This window comes from Paraburkholderia phytofirmans PsJN (assembly GCF_000020125.1).
Classification (GTDB): Bacteria; Pseudomonadota; Gammaproteobacteria; order Burkholderiales; family Burkholderiaceae; genus Paraburkholderia; species Paraburkholderia phytofirmans.
The window spans coordinates 581,477-593,858 of record NC_010681.1 but is presented as its reverse complement, the minus strand read 5'-3'; the positions used below and the strand labels follow the sequence as shown (position 1 = coordinate 593,858).

14 protein-coding genes are annotated in these 12,382 nt (G+C 63.2%); 5 read left to right on the top strand and 9 right to left on the bottom strand.

All coding sequences use genetic code 11. The annotated features are described in order from the left end of the window. Window positions 1–64: 64 nt before the first annotated feature. The gene (locus BPHYT_RS02625) at window positions 65–850 is read left to right on the top strand and encodes a ComF family protein (protein ID WP_012431605.1); all 786 of its coding nucleotides are present in this window, start codon (window positions 65–67) and stop codon (window positions 848–850) included. A gap of 18 nt (window positions 851–868) precedes the next feature. Next, a complete protein-coding gene (trmL, locus tag BPHYT_RS02620) occupies window positions 869–1,339 on the top strand; it encodes a tRNA (uridine(34)/cytosine(34)/5-carboxymethylaminomethyluridine(34)-2'-O)-methyltransferase TrmL (RefSeq protein WP_012431604.1) in 471 nt (156 codons plus the stop codon). On the opposite strand, the gene BPHYT_RS02615 is transcribed toward trmL, so the two are convergent. The 5 genes from BPHYT_RS02615 to BPHYT_RS02595 form a co-directional block, all read right to left on the bottom strand. Then, entirely contained in the window at window positions 1,312–1,860 is a 549-nt protein-coding gene (locus tag BPHYT_RS02615; protein WP_012431603.1) for an O-acetyl-ADP-ribose deacetylase, read from the bottom strand. The genes trmL and BPHYT_RS02615 overlap by 28 nt on opposite strands. 94 nt (window positions 1,861–1,954) lie before the next feature. Further along, window positions 1,955–2,953, bottom strand: a complete 999-nt coding sequence (locus BPHYT_RS02610) for an NAD(P)H-dependent glycerol-3-phosphate dehydrogenase (protein WP_012431602.1) — start codon at window positions 2,951–2,953, stop codon at window positions 1,955–1,957. A gap of 22 nt (window positions 2,954–2,975) precedes the next feature. Beyond that, window positions 2,976–3,446 carry a protein-export chaperone SecB gene (secB, locus tag BPHYT_RS02605; RefSeq protein ID WP_007179465.1) on the bottom strand — a complete coding sequence of 157 codons (471 nt, stop codon included), beginning with the start codon at window positions 3,444–3,446 and terminating at the stop codon, window positions 2,976–2,978. A 145-nt stretch (window positions 3,447–3,591) separates the two neighbouring features. Continuing rightward, window positions 3,592–3,855, bottom strand: a complete 264-nt coding sequence (gene grxC, locus BPHYT_RS02600) for a glutaredoxin 3 (protein ID WP_007179466.1) — start codon at window positions 3,853–3,855, stop codon at window positions 3,592–3,594. Continuing rightward, window positions 3,852–4,277: a rhodanese-like domain-containing protein gene (locus BPHYT_RS02595; RefSeq protein ID WP_012431601.1), complete on the bottom strand. Its 426-nt coding sequence runs from the start codon at window positions 4,275–4,277 to the stop codon at window positions 3,852–3,854. Before BPHYT_RS02595 ends, grxC begins: the two co-directional genes overlap by 4 nt. 138 nt (window positions 4,278–4,415) lie before the next feature. Here BPHYT_RS02595 and gpmA point away from each other — a divergent pair, with 138 nt between their 5' ends. From gpmA to BPHYT_RS02580, 3 genes are all read left to right on the top strand, one after another. After that, window positions 4,416–5,162 carry a 2,3-diphosphoglycerate-dependent phosphoglycerate mutase gene (gpmA, locus tag BPHYT_RS02590; RefSeq protein ID WP_012431600.1) on the top strand — a complete coding sequence of 249 codons (747 nt, stop codon included), beginning with the start codon at window positions 4,416–4,418 and terminating at the stop codon, window positions 5,160–5,162. 304 nt (window positions 5,163–5,466) lie between these two features. Beyond that, window positions 5,467–7,035 carry a S41 family peptidase gene (locus BPHYT_RS02585; protein WP_012431599.1) on the top strand — a complete coding sequence of 523 codons (1,569 nt, stop codon included), beginning with the start codon at window positions 5,467–5,469 and terminating at the stop codon, window positions 7,033–7,035. Between the two features lie 164 nt (window positions 7,036–7,199). Next, a complete protein-coding gene (locus BPHYT_RS02580; protein WP_012431598.1) occupies window positions 7,200–7,958 on the top strand; it encodes a HesA/MoeB/ThiF family protein in 759 nt (252 codons plus the stop codon). A gap of 87 nt (window positions 7,959–8,045) precedes the next feature. Here BPHYT_RS02580 and ptsP read toward each other — a convergent pair whose 3' ends face one another. The 4 genes from ptsP to gshB form a co-directional block, all read right to left on the bottom strand. Next, window positions 8,046–9,794, bottom strand: a complete 1,749-nt coding sequence (gene ptsP, locus BPHYT_RS02575; protein ID WP_012431597.1) for a phosphoenolpyruvate--protein phosphotransferase — start codon at window positions 9,792–9,794, stop codon at window positions 8,046–8,048. Between the two features lie 305 nt (window positions 9,795–10,099). After that, the gene (locus BPHYT_RS02570; protein WP_012431596.1) at window positions 10,100–10,369 is read right to left on the bottom strand and encodes an HPr family phosphocarrier protein; all 270 of its coding nucleotides are present in this window, start codon (window positions 10,367–10,369) and stop codon (window positions 10,100–10,102) included. Between the two features lie 96 nt (window positions 10,370–10,465). Continuing rightward, on the bottom strand, window positions 10,466–10,993 hold the full coding sequence (locus tag BPHYT_RS02565; protein ID WP_012431595.1) for a PTS sugar transporter subunit IIA: 528 nt from the start codon (window positions 10,991–10,993) through the stop codon (window positions 10,466–10,468). A 337-nt stretch (window positions 10,994–11,330) separates the two neighbouring features. Beyond that, entirely contained in the window at window positions 11,331–12,287 is a 957-nt protein-coding gene (gshB, locus tag BPHYT_RS02560) for a glutathione synthase (RefSeq protein ID WP_012431594.1), read from the bottom strand. Between the last annotated feature and the right edge of the window lie 95 nt (window positions 12,288–12,382).

The following is a 12,382-nucleotide window of genomic DNA, read 5'->3' as shown; positions in this document are numbered from 1 at the left end:
GCAGGAAGTATACTCGCTCGCTTCTTTCCATTCAGCGTGAAAGGCCTTCGCGGGCGGTCCCACCGTGCCATTCCGACCCATTTCATTATTTTCCGGCGGCAGATTCGCGCGTTTCGCGAGCGGCTTGCATTCGGCCTGGCCGCGTGTGGTGCACGCCGCGTTGCCTAATCTTTGTGCGTTATGCGGCAATTTGTCGCATACGACGCTATGCGCCGGTTGCGACGCGGCCTACTGGAACGAAAGCCGCATGCGCTGCACCGTCTGCGCGGTGCCGCTGTCCAGTTCGCGCTGGGCGGCGCATAGCCAATATCGCTGCGCGGATTGCATCGGCGAGCCGCCGCCGTTCGACGCGACCTTTGCCCTTGCCGACTATCGGGCGCCGCTCGACATGCTCGCAGTCGGCCTGAAATTTCGCGCTCGCCTGATGCTCGCGCGCGAGTTCGCGCAGCGGCTCGCGCGTCTTGCACAGGATTCCTGGCAGGACTGCGTCGAGTGGCCGGACGTGATCGCGCCTGTGCCGCTTGCCGGAAAACGACTCACCGAGCGCGGCTATAACCAGGCCTGGCAGATCGCCAGGCCGCTGGCCCGCGCGCTGAAATTACGCAGCGACGCAACCCTGCTGGATCGCGTGATTCACACCGCGCCGCAGTCGCGACTCGATCTCGATGCGCGCCGTCTGAATGTAGGTCGCGCCTTCAAGGTCGCCGGGTCCGTTCGAGGCTTGCACGTCGGCATCGTCGACGATGTGATGACGACCGGCGCCACGCTCGAAGCCTTAGCGCGCGCGCTGAAGGCGGCGGGTGCGCGGCGGGTCACCAACTTCGTTGCGCTGCGCACACCGAAAAACTAGTCTCCACCTGAGCTCACCATGTTCAATGTCGTCCTCGTCGAACCGGAAATTCCGCCGAACACCGGCAACGTGATCCGCCTGTGCGCCAACACTGGCGCACGGCTGCATCTGATCGAGCCGCTCGGCTTTCCGCTCGACGACGCCAAGTTGCGCCGCGCAGGCCTCGACTATCACGAGTACGCGCAAATGAACGTGCATGCCGATTGGGCGGCGTTCGTCGCCAAGGAGTCGCCGGATCCGGCACGCATGTTCGCCTTCACCACCCGCGGCTCGGGCCGCTTTCACGAGCACGCGTTTCAATCCGGCGACTGGTTCGTGTTCGGCGCCGAAACGCGCGGCCTGCCCGACTCGGTGCTCGACCAGTTCGCCAACCAGCAACGCGTGCGCCTGCCGATGCGTCCGGGCAACCGCAGCCTGAATCTGTCGAATACCGTTGCAATCGTGGTGTTCGAAGCGTGGCGTCAGACCGGTTTCGAAGGCGGCGCCTGACGGCGTTTCAATTCGGCTTCGTAGCGCGCGAACATGGCGCCGTCGAAACAGGCGAACACCAGCTGTTCGATTTGCGGCGTGCGCGGCAACGTGTCCAGCACCGTGCCGACCGCGATACGCACAGCCTCATCAGCGGGAAAGTGGTAAATGCCGCAACTGATCGCAGGAAACGCAATGCTTTTGCACTGCGCCTCGCGCGCCACCTCGAGCGAGCGCTGATAGCAGGAGGCCAGCAAGTCGGCCTCGCCGTGCGCTCCGCCGCGCCAGACCGGGCCGACTGCGTGAATCACGTGTTTGGCCGGCAAACGATAGCCGGCGGTCAGCTTTGCGTCGCCGGTCGCGCAGCCGCCGAGCGTCTCGCACTCGCGCACCAACTCCTTGCCGGCCGCGCGATGAATCGCGCCGTCCACGCCGCCTCCGCCCAACAACGACGTGTTCGCGGCGTTGACGATCGCATCCACGGCGAGCGTGGTGATGTCGACTACGCGGGCTTCCAGCGTGCAACGATTGAATCTGAGCATGAGGACCTCGCTGATCCGAAGCGTCGATAAAACGTGGACAGCGAGAGGGGGCAGCCGTTCAGCGCTTGACGCGCCAAACGGCTGAAAGAAAGGCTTATTCAGCTTTGGAGTCGCGCCGCAGCAGGGCGCTGACGGCGTCGCGCGGCGCCACGCCGTCGAATAGCACGGCGCAGACCGCTTGTGTGATCGGCATCTCGATGGCGTGCGCGCGAGCGATCGCGAGCACCGCTTGCGCGCAACGCACGCCTTCGGCCACATGACCGAGGGCGCCGAGAATATCGTCGAGCGTGCGGCCCGCGGCGAGCTGCACACCGACCGTGCGATTGCGCGACAGATCGCCGGTTGCGGTCAGGATCAGATCGCCCAGGCCGGTCAAACCGGTGAACGTTTCCGCTCGTCCGCCAAGCGTCACGCCGAGGCGCGACATTTCGGCGAGACCGCGCGTGATCAGCGCCGCGCGTGCATTCAGACCGAGGCCGAGGCCGTCGGCGATGCCCGTTGCGATGGCGAGCACGTTTTTCACCGCACCGCCCACTTCCACGCCGACGACGTCGTCGCCGGTATAGATGCGCATGGCGCCATGATGAAACGCGGCGACCGTGCGCTCGCGGCACGCCGCCGACGCGCTCGCGATCGTCAGCGCAACCGGCAAGCCCTGCCCGACTTCGCGCGCGAAGCTCGGACCCGAGAGCACACCGTTGCTCTTGTGTTCCGGCAACTCGGCCGCGACCACCTGATGCGGCATCAACTGCGAATCGGCTTCGAAACCTTTGCACAACCACACCACATGCGCCGGCACTTTGCCCGCGTCGCGCATCGCCCGAAACAGACCGCGCAGTCCGGCCACGGGCGTGGCCACGACGCATAACGCGTTGTCGGCAAGCGCGTGGTCGAGCGCTGCGGCGAGGTCGGCTTCATAGCGAAGCGAAGCTGGCAAAGCAACGCCCGCCAGATAGCGGGCGTTTTCGTGCGAAGCGGAGAGATCGGCAACCAGCGCGGGCTCGCGCGCCCACAACAGCGTGTCGTGCCTGACGGCCAGATGGCCGGCGAGGGCTGTGCCCCATGCGCCGGCGCCGAGGACAGCAACCTTCATAGCCGGCACTGCCTGCGGCACTTTAGTGCGTGACGCCGTTCTGCGCCGCGCCGTCCTGGCCACCCATCTGCGCGAGACGTTGCTCGTACAGCGCCTGGAAGTTGATCTCGGCGAGGTGGATCGGCGGGAAACCGGCGCGGGTGATCGCGTCGGCGATGTTCGAGCGCAGGTACGGGAACAGGATGGTCGGGCAGGCAATGCCGACCAGCGGGTCGATCTGCTCAGCCGGGATGTTGCGGATGTCGAAAATGCCGGCTTGCTTGGCTTCGATCAGGAACGCCACCTTGTCCGACACCTTGGCCGTGACCGTGCCCGTGACGAGGATTTCGAACACGGTGTCGGCGAGGCGCTCGGCCTTCACGTCGACTTCGACTTCGACCGAGGGCATTTCCTGCTCGAGGAAGATGCCCGGCGAATTCGGCTGCTCGAGCGACATGTCCTTCAGATAGATGCGCTGGATATTGAAGAACGGCTGGTTATTCTCGTCGGACATGATGAAGTGATTCCCTGATAGGTATGCATGGCGGCGGCCCATGCCTGCATGGGCCGCCAGATCGTTGCGGCGCTTCGCCCGCTCTGAGGGGGCGAAGCGCCGGCTTGTGGTTCACCCGCGTTCATGCGCCCGTGGGCGCGCGAATTCAGGCGGTTGCTTCGAGCAGCGGCATCAAACCGCCCGCGCGATCGAGCGCGGAGAGGTCATCGTACCCGCCCACATGCGTCTCGCCGATGAACACTTGCGGCACCGTGCGGCGACCGGTCCGGGTCATCATTTCCTCACGGCGGGCCGGGTCTTTGTCGATCAGTACCTTTTCAACGTGCTCGACGCCGCGCGACTTTAAAAGACGTTCGGCCATCTGGCAATACGGGCACACCTGGGTGCTGTACATGATCACTTTGTTCACTTGGCTGCTCCTTGTTTCACAACCGGCATACCGGCTTTCTGCCAGGCGTCGACACCGCCTTCGAGAACATGGACTTCCGCGTAACCTGCATCCTGCACGATACGCGCTGCCTTGTTCGACTGCTGGCCGGTCTGGCATACCAGCAGCACCGGGTTGCTCTTGTTCTTCACGAGTTGCGCGACCTTCGCCTGCAACTCTGCAAATTCAAGGTGCCGTGCCGCGGGCAAATGCCCTTTGGCGTAGTCGGCGGACGGACGCAGATCGATGACCGCCGCATTGCGCCGGTTGATCAGTTGCGTGGCTTCAGCGGCCGACAGGCCACCGCGGCCGCGCCGGCTGATCGTCGGCCACAGCAGCAACCCACCGGAGATGAGGACGATCGCGATCAGTACAAGGTTTGTGTAATCAGTGAAAAACTTCACGGAAAATCCGCCGAAAAAGAGAGAAATCGAAAAGGGCAATCCAGCCATTATAAAATAACCGTCTGACGCGATGGCGGCGCTCCATCAGAGGACCCCGCGCAGCGCTTTACCGCTTCCTCACTACCGACCGGCAATCTCATGTACAAACTCGTTCTCATCCGCCACGGCGAATCGACGTGGAACAAGGAAAACCGCTTCACGGGCTGGGTCGACGTCGACCTCACCGAGCAGGGCAACAACGAAGCCCAGCAAGCCGGCGTGCTGCTGAAGGAATCGGGCTACACGTTCGACATCGCCTACACGTCGGTACTCAAGCGGGCAATCCGCACCTTGTGGCACGTGCAGGACAAAATGGATCTGATGTACCTGCCGGTGGTCCATTCGTGGCGTCTGAACGAACGCCACTACGGCGCGTTGTCAGGTCTGAACAAGGCGGAAACCGCCGCCAAATTCGGCGACGAACAAGTGCTGGTCTGGCGCCGCAGCTACGACACGCCGCCGCCGGCGCTGGAGCCGACGGACGACCGCGCGCCCTATAACGATCCGCGTTACGCCAAGGTGCCGCGCGAGCAACTGCCGCTCACCGAGTGCCTGAAAGACACGGTCGCGCGCGTTCTGCCCCTGTGGAACGAATCGATCGCGCCGGCCATCAAATCGGGCCGCAAGGTCGTGATCGCCGCCCACGGCAACTCGATCCGCGCGCTGGTGAAGTACCTGGACAATATCTCGGACGACGACATCGTCGGCCTGAACATTCCGAACGGCGTGCCGCTCGTCTATGAACTCGACGAAGACCTGAAGCCCATCAAGCACTACTATCTGGGCGACCAGGAAGCGATCGCCAAGGCACAGGCCGCCGTTGCCAAGCAAGGCAAGGCTGGCTGATCTGCCATGTTGCCGCCATGCTGCCGTCAGAAATGCGGCGCCATGTCGGCCCACGGGCCGCGCTGACCGGCAGGACGTACCGGTCAGCGCGGCTCGCTTCATTCGCGCGCGCCGTTCTGGCCGCCATCCGTCCGTTACGGCACATTACTTCGTCGCTGTGCGCGCAATCCAACGAACCAGGCTCGCCGCGTGCTGTCGAATCACGATTGCCTGCGCCGCGCCCTGACTTGGCGGGTGTGCAGTTATACTTGTCCGTCCCCATCTCTATCGACGCTGCCACGCGCTTCCGACCGCAACAGACTCTATGCGAAAGAACCTGAAAAATATCGGCCTGATTGCCGCGGGCCTTGCTACCGGCGTATTTGCCACCCTGCAACTCTCGGCTTCAGCCCAGCAACCCGCCAGCGCAGCGTCGAACGCTGTGGCTCCGCTGCCGCTGGACCAGCTCAGGCTCTTTGCCGAAGTCTTCGGGCAAATCAAGCACGAATACGTCGAACCGGTCGACGATAAAAAGCTTCTCACCGCCGCCATCAAGGGCATGGTGTCGAGCCTCGATCCGCACTCGTCGTATCTCGACAAGACCGATTACGAGGAACTGCAGGAGCAGACCAAGGGTCGCTTCGCCGGCCTCGGCATCGAAATTTCATCTGAAGACGGTCTGATCAAGGTGATTTCGCCGATCGAGGACACTCCCGCGTTCCGCGCCGGCATTCGTCCGGGCGACCTGATCACGCGTATCAACGACAAACCCGTGCGCGGCATGACGCTCGACCAGGCGGTCAAGCAGATGCGCGGCGACCCGGGCACCAAGGTCACGCTCACCATCTTCCGCAAGACCGACGACCGCACGTTCCCGCTCACGGTTACGCGCGCGATCATCAAGGTCCAATCGGTCAAGATGAAGATCCTCGCGCCGGGCTACGCCTATGTGCGGATCACCAGCTTCCAGGAACGCACCACGCCTGATCTCGCCGCCAAGCTGCAAGACATCGCGCGTCAGCAGCCGAATCTGAAGGGCCTCGTGCTCGACCTGCGCAATAACGGCGGCGGCCTGCTGCAAAGCGCGGTCGGCGTGGCCGGCGCGTTCCTGCCGCCGAACTCGGTTGTGGTCTCCACCAACGGCCAGATTCCGGATTCGAAGCAGGTCTATCGCGACACTTACGACAACTACCGCCTGCAATCCTTCGACAGCGATCCGCTGAAGGACGAAGCGCCGATCTTCAAGACCGTGCCGATGATCGTGCTGACCAACGCGTACTCCGCGTCGGCGTCGGAAATCGTCGCGGGCGCGCTGCAGGATCAGCATCGTGCGCTGATCGTCGGCAAGACCACCTTCGGCAAGGGTTCGGTGCAGACCGTGCGTCCCATGACGGCGGACACGGCACTGCGTCTGACCACGGCGTACTACTACACGCCGAGCGGCCGGTCGATCCAGAACAAGGGCATCCGTCCTGACATCGCGGTCGATCAATACGCGGAAGGCGATCCGGACGACGCACTCGTCACCCGCGAAGTCGACTACACGAATCACCTTGCGAACACGCAAGACCCGAACGAGAAGAAGGAAGCGGAACAGCGCGAACAGGAACGCATGGACCAGTTGCGGCAGCTTGAAGAGCAGAACGATAAGAAGACGCCGGAACAGCGTCAGAAGGATCGTGAGCGCAAGCCGGTGGAATTCGGTTCGGCGGACGACTTCATGCTGCAACAGGCTCTGAACAAGCTGGAAGGCAAGCCGGTGCAGGAATCGAAGTCGCTGACCGAGCGCCGTCTCGCTCAAAACAAGCCAGCCGCGTCGGCGTCCGCGCCGGTCGCGGTGAAGCCGACTCAACCGGTGCCGGGTGCATCGGCGCCTGCTTCGCAAAGCAACTAAGCAGCAAGCCTGACGTGTCTTCGCAGCGAAACATGCTGCGAAGACACGCTGTCATACCCAGCATCAGCAAGAACACCCGCTCACGGCGCGATTAAAATATCCACACGCGCACGGCAGGCCATCGGTCCTGCTTCACATCGCGCGATACCTACACGCGCCCCGCCATGAACGACGATCAACTCCTTCGCTATTCCCGTCACATCCTCGTCGATGAAATCGGTATCGAGGCGCAGCAGCGCTTTCTCGACGCGCATGCGATCGTCGTCGGTGCGGGCGGCCTAGGTTCGCCCGCGGCGATGTATCTGGCGGCGGCCGGCGTCGGCCGTTTGACGCTAGTCGATGCCGATACGGTCGACCTGACCAATCTGCAGCGGCAAATCCTGCACGTGACAGCATCGGTTGGACACAAGAAGGTCGAGTCCGGGCGCGACGCGATCGCGCGGATCAATCCCGAGGTCGTGGTGAACGCGGTGGCCGAGCGCGTCGACGACGCGTGGCTCGACACGCACGTGCCAAGCGCGAGCGTCGTGCTCGATTGCACCGATAACTTTGCCACGCGCCATGCGATCAACCGCGCCTGCGTAAAGCACGGCGTGCCGCTGGTGTCGGGTGCGGCGCTGCGCTTCGACGGCCAGATCAGCACCTTTGATTTCCGCGATGAAGCGTCGCCTTGCTACGCCTGCGTGTTTCCCGAAGACCAGCCGTTCGAGGAAGTCGCCTGTTCGACCATGGGCGTGTTCGCGCCGACGGTCGGCATCGTGGGTTCGATGCAGGCCGCCGAAGCGCTCAAGGTGATCGGCGCAATCGGCACGCCCTTGCTCGGCCGCCTGATGATGCTCGATTCGCTGCGGATGGAGTGGACCACCATGCGCATCGCGCGCCAACCGGATTGCCCGGTGTGCGGGCAGACGCACCTCACCTGACGCCAGTCTCGTCAACTGCGCCCCGAAATAGAAACGCCGCCCCATGGGCGGCGTTTCTTCACCTGATGATGAAGCGAACGCGGCGACTCAGGCCAGCATCACGCGCTTCAGCGCAGCCTGCACTTCTTCCGGTTCGAACGAAGCCAGCACATCGGCCACCGGCTTCTCCAGCGTCTTCAGATGCGAGCGCAGCACTTCCTGCTTCACCACCAGCAACTGGCTCGGATGCATCGAAAACTCGGTGAGGCCCATGCCGAGCAACAGACGCGTCATCGTCGGATCGCCCGCCATCTCACCGCACACCGAGACCGGCACGCCCGCCCGCTTCGCTTCGCGCAGCGTGAACGCAATCAGATGCAGCACCGCCGGATGCAGCGGGTCATACAGATGCGCGACCGAGTTGTCCGCGCGATCGATCGCAAGCGTGTACTGGATCAGATCGTTGGTACCGATCGACAGAAAATCGAGCCGCTTCAGAAACAGCGGCAAAGCGATAGCGGCGGCCGGAATCTCGATCATCGCGCCGACCTGCACGTTCGGATCGTAGGCCATACCCGCGTCGTCGAGCTGACGCTTGGCTTCGCGGATCAGATCGAGCGTCTGGTCGATTTCCTGCGCGTGCGCGAGCATCGGAATCAGAATCTTCACCGAGCCGAACGCCGACGCGCGCAGAATTGCGCGCAATTGCGTGAGGAACATCTGCGGCTCGGAAAGGCTCCAGCGAATCGCTCTCAGCCCCAAGGCCGGGTTCGCGGCGGTTTCGTAACCGTCGCCCCCGCTCATCGAATCGAGCGGCTTGTCGGCGCCCACGTCGATCGTGCGGATGGTGACCGGCAGTCCGTTCATCAGTTCGACCGCGCGACGGTACGCGCCGAACTGCTCCTCCTCTTCCGGCAGGCGGTCCTTATGATTCATGAACAGGAACTCGGTGCGGAACAGGCCGACGCCCGTCGCACCCGCGTCGATCGCGGCGCGCGCGTCGTCCGGCAACTCGATGTTCGCGCACAGTTCGATGCGGGTGCCGCACAGCGTCTGCGTGGGCGAAAACTTCAGCCGCTGCAGCTTACGCTGCTCGAGCGCTTTCTCACTCTGCCGATACGAATACTCTTCCAGCACGATCGGCGCGGGGTCGACGATCACAATGCCATGATCGCCGTCGACAATAATCAGGTCGTCCTGGCGAATCAGCGCGCTCGCGTGCTGCACGCCGACCGCCGCCGGAATGCCCAGGCTGCGCGCGACGATCGCCGTGTGCGAAGTGCGGCCGCCAAGGTCCGTGACGAAACCCTGAAACGTCTGGGTCTTGAATTGCATCATGTCGGCCGGTGCGATGTCGTGCGCGACCACAATCATTTCGTCGCATGCGCCGTGCACACCGTCGGCCAGCGCCACCGACGCCCCGGCGAGCGCCTTCAGCACGCGCTCCACCACCTGTTCGATGTCGGCTTTGCGCTCGCGCAGGTACTCGTCTTCGATATCGTCGAAATGGCGCGACAGGCGCTCGAGCTGTTCGGTCAGCGCCCACTCCACGTTGTAGCGGCGAGTGCGGATCAGGTCGAAGGTTTCCTGCACGAGCATTGCATCGTTCAGGATCATTGAATGAACGTTGATGAACGCGCCCATTTCACTGGGTGCGTCCGCGGCGAGATCGGCACGCAGCGTTTCAAGCTCGTAATGCACGTGTTGCTGGGCCGTGCGAAAGCGCTCGATCTCGCTCTCGATCTGGGCGGGTTCGATCAGATAGTGGTCTACGTCAAGTGCAGCCGGGGCGATCAGATAAGCCCGCCCGATGGCGATACCGCGTGACACGGGAATTCCATGCAGCGTGAAGGACACGCGCACCTCCTCTAGTTGTGTGATGCCGCGGCAAACCGCTGCAATGCTCTCAGACACTGTCCGTCATTATAAATTCCGCGCCCTATGCAGGTGCGCCAAGGCTGTGTGCAGTGCAGCACGAAAACCCGTAAGCAATCGTTTCGCCGCGCCTTCGTCCTTCTCGCGTTTCGCGCGGCGCGATTTTCGCATGCGCGTGTCGACGCGCGGGCCCTCATGCGCGTTTCGTCTGCCCATTCTCACGCGCTAAAAAAAACGCCGCGGACAACCGCGGCGTTTCTTGCTCATCGCAACGTGGACGCGCCAACTCACTGCCCTTCGCCAAATTTATCGGCAATGAGTTTCAACAATGCGTCCATCGCTTCTTTTTCGTCGGAGCCTTCCGTTTCGATCAGCACCGTGCTGCCAATGCCTGCGGCCAGCATCATCACGCCCATGATGCTCTTGGCATTGATTCGGCGGCCATTGCGGCTCATCCAGATTTCCGCCTGATAGTTGCCCGCGAGTTGGGTCAACTTGGCCGACGCGCGCGCGTGCAGCCCCAGCTTGTTCACAATAGTCGTTTCCTGTTGCAGCATGTGATGGTCCGAAGCGCGGGTAAGTGTTGTTGTGAAAGGTAAAACTGCGAAGCGGTTGCAATCCGTTTGACACCCGGGGCGAGCCGCCCGGGCGACTTATAAGCCGGCCGAGTCAGCTTTTTGCGTCAGGTCGGCCTCGGGCGGTAACGCCGGAATACAGTCAGCCGATGCTGCCTCCGGCGGCAAAGCCGGCAAACAGTCGCCGGATTCCGCCGTGGGCGCGATGGGCGCCGGCGTCGCCGGTCCGATTGCATGCACGCCTTTGGTGGCGCCAGCGAGTGCCTTGTCGACCAGCGTGTCGAGCGGCGTGGCGTGATAGCAGACCGCACGCACCAGCATCGGCAAGTTGACGCCGCACAGCACGCGCACGTCCGGCAACGAAGCGAGCCGTCCGGCGATATTCGCCGGCGTGGCGCCGAACATATCCGTGAGGACGAGCGCGCCGTTTTCTTCCTTCAGACGCTCGATTTCCGAGTGCGCAAACGCAACCTGCTGTGCGGGATCGCAATCCGGCGATACGTCGATCACGCCGATGCGAGCCGGCAAGCCACCATAGATGTGCGAAATACAATCGCGCAACGCGGTGGCGAACGGAGCGTGCGCAATGATCAGAATGCCTGCCATGTCAGCCTTACTGCAAAAGAACGGCCCCGAACCGTGAACCAGGACAAAGCCAGGTTCGTCAGCGCCCTCTGCCGGCCGTGGGCCATGAGGGCCGGAACGCATCGATTGACGAGCGGCTTGCCGCGCATGGCGTCGTGCCTGCGCCGGGCAAACACTGCTCGCTTACAGTCCGCTGCCCACGACACCCGTCGGGTGCCGTCGATTCACCTTGGCGCGGAAGAGCGGGCATTGTATCAGGCTCATTTTCGCGCCAATTCCGGCGTGCCGCGTGATGCGGATTTACTACACAGTTTGGGGGGCATGGCGGGCATTCAAGTGCCGGCAGCAGGCCGCGCCGTCACCCCGCCGCGCGCTCCAATGCGTCGATGAACATGGCGGCGACGTCGAAGCCGGTTTGATCCATGATCTCGCGGAAGCACGTCGGGCTCGTCACGTTCACTTCGGTCAGCCAGTCGCCGATCGCATCCAGCCCGACCAGCAGCAAACCGCGCGCTGCAAGCACCGGCGCCAGCGTATCGGCGATCTTGCGGTCGTGCTCGGTGAGCGGACGCGCCACGCCGAGGCCGCCGGCCGCGAGATTGCCGCGCACTTCATTACCCTGAGGAATACGTGCGAGCGAATACGGAACGGCTTCGCCGCCGATCAGCAAGATTCGCTTGTCGCCCTCTTTGATCTCGGGGATGAATTTTTGCGCCATCACCGAGCGCGCGCCGTCGTGGCTGAGCATTTCGATGATCGAACCGAGGTTCATGCCGTCGGCCTTCACGCGGAACACGCCCATGCCGCCCATGCCGTCGAGCGGCTTCAGGATCACGTCGCCGTGCTCTTCATGGAACGCGCGCAAACGGCTCGCGTCGCGCGTGACCAGCGTGGGCGTCACGAACTGCGCGAACTCGCCGATCGCGAGCTTTTCCGAGTGGTCGCGAATCGCCTGCGGTTTGTTGAAGATGCGTGCGCCGCCGCGTTCGGCCATTTCGAGCAGCCACGTCGACGTGACGTATTCCATGTCGAACGGCGGGTCTTTGCGCATCACCACGGCGCTGAAGCTCTTGAGCGAGCGCGGCGCGGCCGCTTCGGCGTCGTACCAGACTTCGCGATGCAGATCCGTGACGTCGCCGACAATCGTAAAGCGCTGCACGTTCGCCTCGACGTCGCCGCCAGTCCACGCCAGATGCTTCGGCTCGCACGTGTACACCACGTGACCGCGGCGCGCCGCTTCGGCCATCATCGCGTAGGTCGAGTCTTTGTAGATCTTGAATTGCGTGAGCGGATCGGCGATGAAAAGAATGTCCATGAAGGTCCTGATGCGCCCTGACGGGCTTGGCATTGATCGTAAATATAGTCGTTGAAAATGGCGATGGCGGCACGCATGCCGCCATCGACCACCAA

Excerpts from the sequence above, each read along its gene's own strand:
- trmL (WP_012431604.1), top strand. The coding sequence starts at position 869 with ATGTTCAATGTCGTCCTCGTCGAACCGGAAATTCCGCCGAACACCGGC.
- BPHYT_RS02615 (WP_012431603.1), bottom strand. The coding sequence starts at position 1,860 with ATGCTCAGATTCAATCGTTGCACGCTGGAAGCCCGCGTAGTCGACATC.
- BPHYT_RS02610 (WP_012431602.1), bottom strand. The coding sequence starts at position 2,953 with ATGAAGGTTGCTGTCCTCGGCGCCGGCGCATGGGGCACAGCCCTCGCC.
- secB (WP_007179465.1), bottom strand. The coding sequence starts at position 3,446 with ATGTCCGACGAGAATAACCAGCCGTTCTTCAATATCCAGCGCATCTAT.
- gpmA (WP_012431600.1), top strand. The coding sequence starts at position 4,416 with ATGTACAAACTCGTTCTCATCCGCCACGGCGAATCGACGTGGAACAAG.
- BPHYT_RS02585 (WP_012431599.1), top strand. The coding sequence starts at position 5,467 with ATGCGAAAGAACCTGAAAAATATCGGCCTGATTGCCGCGGGCCTTGCT.
- BPHYT_RS02580 (WP_012431598.1), top strand. The coding sequence starts at position 7,200 with ATGAACGACGATCAACTCCTTCGCTATTCCCGTCACATCCTCGTCGAT.
- BPHYT_RS02570 (WP_012431596.1), bottom strand. The coding sequence starts at position 10,369 with ATGCTGCAACAGGAAACGACTATTGTGAACAAGCTGGGGCTGCACGCG.
- BPHYT_RS02565 (WP_012431595.1), bottom strand. The coding sequence starts at position 10,993 with ATGGCAGGCATTCTGATCATTGCGCACGCTCCGTTCGCCACCGCGTTG.
- gshB (WP_012431594.1), bottom strand. The coding sequence starts at position 12,287 with ATGGACATTCTTTTCATCGCCGATCCGCTCACGCAATTCAAGATCTAC.